This window comes from Streptomyces sp. CBMA156, assembly GCF_014596515.1.
GTDB lineage: Bacteria > Actinomycetota > Actinomycetes > Streptomycetales > Streptomycetaceae > Kitasatospora.
Window position 1 is genome coordinate 1 of sequence record NZ_MSJQ01000201.1, and the last position, 9,315, is coordinate 9,315.

Genomic DNA, 9,315 nt, shown 5'->3' on the forward strand with positions numbered 1-9,315 from the left:
AGTGGAGGGCGGCGCCGGTGGTGCGGCTCTCGCGGCGGAAGGTGTCGAGGGCGCCCGGGACGGTGGGGGACTCCACCACGACCTGGTAGCCGCGGGTGGCGTAGGCGAAGGCGGCCTGGGCGGCGGCCGCCGTCGCGGCGGCCCGACCCAGCTCGTCGTGGTGCAGGGCTCGCTGGCCGGCACCACGGTGGCGCTCCAGGGCCAGACCATCACGCTGGGCCGTGCCCACGACTCCACCATCGTCCTGGACGACGACTACGCGTCCTCCCGGCATGCCAGGATCTATCCGGATCAGACTGGGCAGTGGACGGTCGAGGATCTAGGCTCCACCAACGGCACCTATCTGGACCGGCAGCGCCTGACCGCGCCCACCCCGCTCCAGCCGGGCATGCCGATCCGTATCGGCAGGACCGTCATCGAACTGCGGAAGTAGTAGCGCATGAGGGACAGCATCCCGTCCATGACCCAGAGGGGGGCACAGGTCGCATGACCCTGGTGCTGCGCTTCGCCGCCGGCTCCCACAAGGGACTGATCCGGGAGGGGAACGAGGACTCCGGCTACGCCGGGCCGCGGCTGCTGGCCGTGGCCGACGGCATGGGCGGCGCCGCGGCCGGCGAGGTCGCTTCCTCCGAGGTGCTCGGCTCGATCGTCCGGCTGGACGAGGACGTGCCGGGCGCCGACCTGCTGACCCTGCTGGGCGACGCCGTCCAGGGCGCCAACGACCGGCTCCGGCAGATGGTCGAGGAGGACCCGCAGCTGGAGGGCATGGGCTGCACCCTGACCGCCATGCTGTGGACGGGCCAGCGGATGGGCATGGTGCACGTCGGCGACTCCCGCGCCTACCTGCTGCGGGACGGCTCGCTGGTGCAGATCACCCAGGACCACACCTGGGTGCAGCGCCTGGTCGACGAGGGCCGGATCACGCCCGAGGAGGCCGAGACCCACCCGCAGCGCTCGCTGCTGATGCGCGCGCTGGACGGCCGCGGCCAGGTCGAGCCCGACCTGTCGATCCGCGAGGTCCGGGCCGGCGACCGCTACCTGATCTGCTCCGACGGCCTCTCCGGCCCGGTCAGCCACCAGACCCTCCAGGACACCCTCGGCAGCTACTACGCGCCCGAGCAGACCGTGCAGGAGCTGATCCAGCTCGCGCTGCGCGGCGGCGGTCCGGACAACATCACCTGCATCGTGGCGGACGTCATCGACGTCGGCGCCACGGACACCACGAGCGGCCAGTTCAGCGACGTCCCGGTGGTGGTCGGCGCGGTCGCCGAGGCCCCGCCGTCCTCGGCCGCCGCCGACCGCTCGATCGCGGACACCCCGGCCGGCCGCGCCGCCGGACTCGGCCGCGGCCCGCAGGGCGCCTTCGGCCCGGCCGAGGGCTACGAGGGCGAGTACGGCGCCGCCCAGGGCGGCTTCGGCCCCGCCGAGGGGTACGAGGGCGAGTACGGCTACGGCTCCGGTGAGCCCTCGGTGTACGGCTCCGAGGACCTCGACGAGGAGCGGCCGGGGAAGCGCAGGCGCAAGGGCCTGACGCTCTCGCTGGCCGCCCTGGTCACGCTCGGCCTGCTCGGCGGCGCCGGCTGGTTCGGCTACCAGTGGACCCAGGACCAGTACTACGTCGGCACCCAGGACGACCACGTCGCGATCTACCAGGGGATCAACCAGAACCTGGCCGGTCTGAGCCTGTCCTCGGTGCACTCCTCGTACAGCAGGATCCAGCTGAAGTGGCTGCCCGAGGACCAGCAGGCCCACGTGAAGAAGACCATCTCGGTCGGCAGCATGAAGGACGCCCAGTCGACGGTCAACGAGCTCGACGGCTGGGTCCAGCTCTGCCAGCGGGCCGCCAGGCCGGCCGCTCCGGCCACGCCGCCGGCCACCCAGGCCGCGTACCTGGCCACCACGCCCACCCCAGCTGAGAAGAACCGCGGCACGACCGCCGCGACGCCGACCGCCGGGCCCTCGACCACGCCGGGCCCGACCACTCCCGGGGCACCCGCCCCGGCGCCGAACGCCACTCCTCCGGCCGCCGGCGCGCAGGGCGACCAGGCGCCGCTGACCGACGAGGAACTCAGCCGGGCCAACTCCTGCCCGAAGCAGTGACGACCGTGATCCGACATAGGACGGCCCCGAGCGGGCTTGCCGGCCGTCAGGGAGCGGTCACCACGTGAGCAGCTACGACGTGAGCGAAGAGACCACCCGGTCCGGCCGGCGCCGGGCGGCGGCCGGGCGGGCCGTCCCCCGTCGGCGGGACAACACCACGATCTCCCCGCAGGAGGCGCCCAACCGGCGCAACACCGAGCTGGCGATGCTGGCCTTCGCGGTGCTGCTGCCGGTCCTCGCGTACGCCAACGTGGGCCTCGCGATGGACGGCAAGCTGCCCGCGGGCATGCTCGGCTACGGGTTCGGCATGGGCGCCCTGGCGATGGTCGCGCACCTGCTGGTGCGCCGCTTCGCGCCGTACGCGGACCCGCTGATGCTGCCGATCGCCACCCTGCTGAACGGGCTCGGGGTGGTGATGATCTGGCGGCTGGACAAGGCCGGCAAGCTGCTCAAGAACAACTACCCGGCGGCCGAGAACCAGCTGATGTGGTCGGCCCTCGGGATTGCCGGCTTCATCGGGGTGATGGTCCTGCTGAAGGACCACCGGGTGCTCCAGCGCTACACCTACATCTCGATGGTGGTGGCCCTGGTCCTGCTCGCCGCCCCGGCCTTCTTCCCGTCCAGGGACGAGGACTTCGGCGCCAAGATCTGGATCCGGATGGGCAGCTTCTCCATCCAGCCGGGCGAGTTCGCCAAGATCATCCTGACCGTCTTCTTCGCCGGCTACCTGATGGTCAAGCGGGACGCCCTGGCGCTGGCCAGCCGCCGGTTCATGGGCCTGTACCTGCCGCGCGGCCGGGACCTCGGCCCGATCATCGTGATCTGGCTGCTCAGCCTGCTGATCCTGATCTTCGAGAACGACCTGGGCACGTCCTTCCTGTTCTTCGGCCTGTTCGTGGTGATGCTCTACGTCGCCACCGAGCGGACCAGCTGGATCCTGTTCGGCCTGCTGATGTCGGTCGGCGGCGCGGTCGCCGTCGCCTCGACCGCCAGTCACGTGAAGGTCCGCATCAACGCCTGGCTCGACCCGATGGCCGTCTTCGGCCCCAACCGGCCGCAGGGCGCCACCGAGCAGATCGGCCAGTCGCTGATGGCGCTCGGCTCCGGCGGGGCCACCGGCTCCGGCCTGGGCCAGGGCCGTTCCTGGCTGATCGGCTTCGCCGCCAAGAGCGACTTCATCCTGGGCTCCTTCGGCGAGGAGCTCGGACTGGCCGGCCTGATGGCGATCTTCCTGCTGTACGCGCTGCTGGTGCAGCGCGGCCTGCGCACCGCGCTCGCCGCCCGCGACCCGTTCGGCAAGCTGTTCGCCGTCGGCCTCTCGTCGGCGATGGCGATCCAGGTGTTCGTCGTGGCCGGCGGTGTCACCGGGCTGATCCCGCTGACCGGTATGACCATGCCGTTCCTCGCCCAGGGCGGTTCGTCCGTGGTCGCCAACTGGGCGCTGGTCGCGATCCTGCTGAAGATCAGCGACAGCGCCCGCCGACCCGGGGCCGAACCGGCCCCGGCCACCGAGGGCCACGGAGGAGCCGCCCGATGAACAAGCCGATCCGCCGGGTCTCGATCTTCTGCCTCGTCCTGATCCTGGCCCTGATGGTCCGCACCAACTGGGTGCAGGGCGTCCAGGCCGAGTCCTGGGCCACCAACAAGAACAACAAGCGCCAGCTGTACGACCGGTACGCCCACCCGCGGGGCAACATCATCGTCAGCGGCCAGCCGGTCACCAAGTCCGACTTCGTCGACGGCCTGCGCTACAAGTACAAGCGCTCCTGGGTCGACGGCCCGATGTACGCCCCGGTGACCGGCTACTCCTCCCAGGCCTACGGCTCCAACCAGCTGGAGTACCTGGAGGACGGCATCCTCTCCGGCACCGACGACCGGCTGTTCTTCCGCAACACCCTGGACATGCTGACGGGCGAGCAGAAGCGCGGCGGCGACGTCGTCACCACCATCAACGCCAAGGTCCAGAAGGCGGCCTTCGACGCGATGGGGAACAAGAAGGGCGCGGTGGTCGCCCTCGACCCGAAGACCGGCGCGATCCTCGGGCTGGTCTCCACCCCGTCCTACGACCCCGGCACCTTCGCCGGCGGCGAGGCGGCCGACACCAAGGCCTGGACGGACCTCAACGCGGACCCGAACAAGCCGATGCTCAACCGGGCGCTGAAGGAGACCTATCCGCCCGGCTCGACCTTCAAGCTGGTCACCGCGACCGCGGCGTTCGAGAACGGCCGGTACCAGAGCATCGACGACGCGACGGAGACCCCGGAGCCGTACATCCTGCCCAACACCACCACCCAGCTGAAGAACGAGAGCCCGAACGAGCGCTGCGAGAACGCGACCGTGAAGTCCGGGATGGACCAGTCCTGCAACACGGTCTTCGCCAAGATGGGCGCGGACCTGGGCAAGGAGCGGATGCGGGCGCAGGCCGAGAAGTTCGGCTTCAACAGCACGATCGACACGCCGGTCCGCTCCGAGAAGAGCGTCTTCCCCGACAGCCCCGGCCTGGACGGCACCGCCCAGGACTCGATCGGCCAGCACGACACCCGTGCCACCCCGCTCCAGATGGCCATGGTCTCCGCCGCGATCGCCAACAACGGCAGCCTGATGCAGCCGTACCTGGTGGACCAGGAGCGCTCGGCCTCGCTGACCACCATCTCCAAGCACACCGAGAAGCAGTTCTCCCAGGCGATGAGCCCGGCCACCGCGCAGAAGATGCAGGACCTGATGGTCTCGGTGGTCGAGAACGGCACCGGCAAGAACGCCCAGATCCCCGGCCTCCAGGTCGGCGGCAAGACCGGCACCGCGCAGCACGGCGAGGACAACGCCGGGCTGCCGTTCGCCTGGTTCACCTCCTGGGCCAAGACCTCGGACGGCCAGTCGGTCGCGGTCGCGGTGGTGGTCGAGGACGGCTCCCAGAACCGCGACGGCATCAGCGGCGGCCGGCTCGCGGCCCCGATCGCCAAGGCGGTGATGCAGGCCGCGCTCGCCAAGTAGGAGGGCCGGTCCGGAGTGAGGGGAACGTCACGAACGCCAGTACCGTCCGGATACCGGTCTGATATCGGCCGACGGCTGACTCCGGTCCGATGCGGTACGACCGGTAGCGTATCCGCCAGCAGCGGGTGTGCCCGTTGCCGCCCGCGAGGCACCGCACGGCTCGGCCGGAGAACCGGTCGCGGACCGCGCGGCGTCTCCCAGAGCGTGCGGGGACACCTACGTCACAACCTCGCCCACGGGTGAGGGAGAGGGTCGGATCTATGGAAGAGCCTCGTCGCCTCGGCGGCAGGTACGAGCTCGGCGGCGTCCTCGGACGCGGCGGCATGGCCGAGGTGTACCTCGCCCATGACACCCGGCTCGGCCGCTCCGTCGCAGTGAAGACGCTCCGGGCCGACATGGCCCGGGATCCGTCGTTCCAGGCCCGCTTCCGCCGCGAGGCACAGTCGGCGGCGTCCCTGAACCACCCCGCGATCGTCGCCGTGTACGACACCGGCGAGGACTACATCGACGGCATCTCCATCCCGTACATCGTGATGGAGTACGTCGAGGGGTCCACGCTGCGGGAGCTGCTGCACTCCGGCCGCCGGCTGCTGCCCGAGCGCGCCCTGGAGATGACCATCGGCATCCTCCAGGCCCTGGAGTACTCGCACCGGGCCGGCATCGTGCACCGCGACATCAAGCCGGCCAACGTGATGCTGACCCGGCAGGGCAACGTCAAGGTCATGGACTTCGGCATCGCCCGTGCGATGGGTGACGCCGGAATGACCATGACGCAGACCTCCGCCGTCATCGGCACCGCCCAGTACCTCTCCCCCGAGCAGGCCAAGGGCGAGCAGGTCGACGCCAGGTCCGACCTCTACTCCACCGGCTGCCTGCTCTACGAGCTGCTCACCGTCCGCCCGCCGTTCGTCGGCGACTCGCCGGTCGCGGTGGCCTACCAGCACGTCAGGGAGGAGCCGCAGCCGCCGTCGGTCTTCGACCCCGAGGTGCGCCCCGAGATCGACGCGATCGTGCTGAAGGCCCTCGCCAAGGAGCGCGACTACCGCTACCAGAGCGCCGACGAGATGCGCGACGACATCGAGCGCTTCCTCGACGGCCTGCCGGTGGCCGCCGCCCAGCAGGCCGCCTACGGCATGGGCGCGGCCGGCTACGGCTACGACCAGAACGGCTACCCGCAGCAGCACGACCCGTACGGCCAGACCAACGTGCTTCCGCAGCAGCCCGGCGGCCCGACCACCGTCCTGCCGCAGGCCTCCGGGCAGCCCGGCTACGGGCAGCAGGGCGGCTACCAGGACGACGGCTACGGCCAGGGCTACGCCGGCGCCGCGGGCGGCGGCAACGACGACGGCTACGGCCGCGGCGGCCGCAGGGGCGAGGACCGGCCGAAGAAGAGCAACACCTCCTGGATCGTGCTGGCGGTGGCCGCCGTGCTGGTCCTGGTCGGCACCTTCTTCGTCGCCCAGGCGATGTTCGGCGACAAGGGGACCAAGGAAACCCCGAAGGTCACCGCCCCGAACCTGGTCGGCAAGACCCTGGCCGAGGCCAGGACGGCCGCCACCGGGGCCGGTGCCAAGATCGTGCTGACCGAGGGCGAGAAGATCGCCTGCCCGGACACCAACATCAAGAAGGACCAGGTCTGCACCCAGAACCCGGCGGCCGGCACCCAGGTCGCCGAGACCTCCACCATCACGGTGCAGATCTCCTCGGGCCCGGCCAAGACCCAGGTTCCCGGTGTGGTCGGCAAGTCCAAGGACCAGGCCACCAAGGCGCTGGCCGACGCCGGCTTCACCAACGTCACCACCGAGTACAAGGATGACGACAACGCCGCGCAGGACACCGTCACCGCCCAGGACCCGGCGGCCAACGCGGCGGTCGACCCGGGCGCCGCGATCAAGCTGACCGTGTCGCAGGGCAAGGCCAAGGTCACCGTCCCGAACGTGGTCGGCGCCCAGAAGGAGGACGCGCAGTCCACCCTCCAGGGCCTCGGCTTCCAGGTGGACGCCTCGAAGACCGTGGCGGCCCCCGACCCGAGCAAGGTCAACACCGTCGCCCAGCAGTCCGTCCCGGCGAACAACAAGGCCCCGGCCAACACCAAGATCACGCTGACCATCTACAAGGCGCAGGACAAGCCCCAGGTCCCGCCGCTGGCGAACGTCAAGCTGGGCCAGGCCGCCGACCAGCTGAAGGCGCTCGGCCTGACCTACACGGTGGTCAACGGTCCGGCGGACCCGAACGCCACGGTGCAGCAGAGCAACCCGCCGGCCGGCACCCCGGTCGACCCGAACACCCAGATCCAGCTGTACACCAAGGCGGCCGAGCCGCCCAAAGGGGGCGACCCCACCACCCCACCCGCCAAAGGGGACCACTAGGCCTCCGATATTCCCCTGGTTCGACTGAACCGGGGGCCGGAGCCCGGGTAACTCCCCAGCACGCCTGAGGGCCCGCCGCGAAACCCGCGGCGGGCCCTCTGGCCTTCCTCTCCCCGTAGGGCCCCGCAGGGCCCCGTACGGCCCCCAGGAGGGCCCTGCAGGGGCTTCAGGAGTGCCGCAGCTCCGGCGGCGGGGTGCGCTTGGCGTCCATGTCGTCCACCCGCACCAGGCTCCCCCAGACGGCCATCCGGTAGCGCGAGGTGTACACCGGCGTGCAGGTGGTCAGGGTGATGTAGCGGCCGGGGGCGGTGTAGCCGGAGCGGGCGGGGACGGGCGCCACGATGCCGGTGTCGTACTTGGTGGTCTCCGGCAGGGAGCCGTCGACCTTGTAGACGTACCACTTGTCCTTGGTCTCGACCACGACCGCGTCGCCCTTGTGGACGGCGTCCAGGTCGTGGAACTTGGCGCCGTGGCCGTCCCGGTGGGCGGCCAGCGCGAAGTTGCCCTCCGGGTCCCAGGGCATCGCGGCCTTGTACGGCTGCTCGTAGACGCCCGCCACACCGTCGTCCAGGACCTCGGTGGAGGTGCCCATCCGGATCAGCACCTGGTAGTCCCTGCCCATCGCCGGGACGTGCAGGAAGCCCACGTCGTCCCCCGCCGCGAACTGCCTCGGCGCGGCACCCGGGCTGCCCGGGGCACCGGTGGCACCCGCGGCACCGGGCCCGCCGGACGCACCGGGGGCCGGGGTGGCGCCGGGCTCCGCCGGGGGGCCGGGGGTCGGGCCGGCGGTCCAGCTGCTGCGCAGCCGGTCGCCCGCCGCCGAGGCCGCGCGGTCCGCCTGCACGTTTGTCCACCACAGCGAGTAGGCCACGAACAGGCCGAGCACCAGGCCCAGCGTGATCAGCAGCTCGCCGAAGACGCCGAGCGCGGCCAGCGCCCGGCGGCGCCCGCGTCCGGCCCTCGGCTCGGGCGGGGGAAAGGCCTCTTCCACCGGTTCGGCCGACTGCGCGGTCTCGTCCTGCATCTGCGGTGCTCCCCCTCCGGGCCGGGCGGCCGGGCGGTCACCCGCCCGTGATCGCGGCCGGCTTGCCCTGGGCACGCGGCCGTTCCTCGATCATCTTGCCAAAGACGATGAGACGGAACTTGGAGGTGAACTCCGGAGTGCAGGTCGTCAACGTGATGTAGCGTCCGGGACCGGCGTACCCGGCGCCGTTCGGCACCGGCTTGATCACGCCCACGTTGTTGGGGGAGGTCTCCGGAATGGCCCCGGTGACCTCGTAGGTGTAGTAGCCGGCCGCGGTCTCCACCACGATCTTGTCGCCCTTGCCGAGCTGGTTGATGTACCGGAACGGCTCGCCGTGGGTGTTGCGGTGGGCGGCCAGCGCGAAGTTGCCCGCCTTGTCGCCCGGCATCCCGGTGCCCGCGTAGTGGCCGACCAGGCCCTTGTCGAGCACCGAGGACTTCGCGGTGCCCTCGGCGATCGGGAACTTCAGCCCGAGCTTGGGCATGTGGATGATGGCGAAGCCCTTGCCCGGCTCGAACACCTCGGGCTTGGCCGGGTCCGGGGCCGGCTGTCCCGGCTGCCCCTGCTTGGCGGGCGGCGGAGCCGCCTCGAACTGCTGCTCCAGCTGGTTGCGGGCCCCGTCGGCGGCCGCGTCGGCCTGCACGTTGGTCCACCAGAGCTGGTAGGCGACGAACAGCAGCATCACCACGCCGAGCGAGATGCACAGCTCGCCGACGCCCCTGGCGGCCACCACGAGCAGGGACTCCTTGGGGCGCGGCCGCCCGGCGGCGCGGCCGTCCGACCGGCGCCGTCCGCTGCCGGAGCGCAGCGTGGTGCGGCCCTGCGCGGCAC

General features: G+C 71.3%; 7 protein-coding genes. 5 read left to right on the forward strand and 2 right to left on the reverse strand.

The annotated features are described in order from the left end of the window. The 5 genes from BU198_RS16715 to pknB form a co-directional block, all read left to right on the forward strand. On the forward strand, window positions 1-433 hold a 433-nt coding region (locus tag BU198_RS16715; RefSeq protein WP_223244488.1), incomplete at its 5' end, for an FHA domain-containing protein. Window positions 434-486: 53 nt separating this feature from the next. Continuing rightward, the gene (locus tag BU198_RS16720) at window positions 487-2,100 is read left to right on the forward strand and encodes a PP2C family protein-serine/threonine phosphatase (protein ID WP_188297649.1); all 1,614 of its coding nucleotides are present in this window, start codon (window positions 487-489) and stop codon (window positions 2,098-2,100) included. A gap of 160 nt (window positions 2,101-2,260) precedes the next feature. Continuing rightward, a complete protein-coding gene (locus tag BU198_RS16725; protein ID WP_317620157.1) occupies window positions 2,261-3,637 on the forward strand; it encodes an FtsW/RodA/SpoVE family cell cycle protein in 1,377 nt (458 codons plus the stop codon). Continuing rightward, window positions 3,634-5,091 carry a peptidoglycan D,D-transpeptidase FtsI family protein gene (locus tag BU198_RS16730; RefSeq protein WP_188297650.1) on the forward strand — a complete coding sequence of 486 codons (1,458 nt, stop codon included), beginning with the start codon at window positions 3,634-3,636 and terminating at the stop codon, window positions 5,089-5,091. The genes BU198_RS16725 and BU198_RS16730 overlap by 4 nt, the downstream gene beginning before the upstream one ends. A gap of 260 nt (window positions 5,092-5,351) precedes the next feature. After that, on the forward strand, window positions 5,352-7,460 hold the full coding sequence (gene pknB, locus BU198_RS16735; RefSeq protein WP_188297651.1) for a Stk1 family PASTA domain-containing Ser/Thr kinase: 2,109 nt from the start codon (window positions 5,352-5,354) through the stop codon (window positions 7,458-7,460). Window positions 7,461-7,626: 166 nt separating this feature from the next. Here the strand turns inward: pknB and BU198_RS16740 are convergent, their stop codons facing one another. Both BU198_RS16740 and BU198_RS16745 read right to left on the reverse strand, forming a co-directional pair. Continuing rightward, the gene (locus BU198_RS16740) at window positions 7,627-8,484 is read right to left on the reverse strand and encodes a class E sortase (protein ID WP_188297652.1); all 858 of its coding nucleotides are present in this window, start codon (window positions 8,482-8,484) and stop codon (window positions 7,627-7,629) included. A 37-nt stretch (window positions 8,485-8,521) separates the two neighbouring features. Then, window positions 8,522-9,315: class E sortase (locus BU198_RS16745; RefSeq protein WP_188297653.1), on the reverse strand; the 794-nt coding region annotated here is incomplete at its 5' end.

Excerpts from the sequence above, each read along its gene's own strand:
- BU198_RS16740 (WP_188297652.1), bottom strand. The coding sequence starts at position 8,484 with ATGCAGGACGAGACCGCGCAGTCGGCCGAACCGGTGGAAGAGGCCTTT.
- BU198_RS16720 (WP_188297649.1), top strand. The coding sequence starts at position 487 with ATGACCCTGGTGCTGCGCTTCGCCGCCGGCTCCCACAAGGGACTGATC.
- BU198_RS16730 (WP_188297650.1), top strand. The coding sequence starts at position 3,634 with ATGAACAAGCCGATCCGCCGGGTCTCGATCTTCTGCCTCGTCCTGATC.
- pknB (WP_188297651.1), top strand. The coding sequence starts at position 5,352 with ATGGAAGAGCCTCGTCGCCTCGGCGGCAGGTACGAGCTCGGCGGCGTC.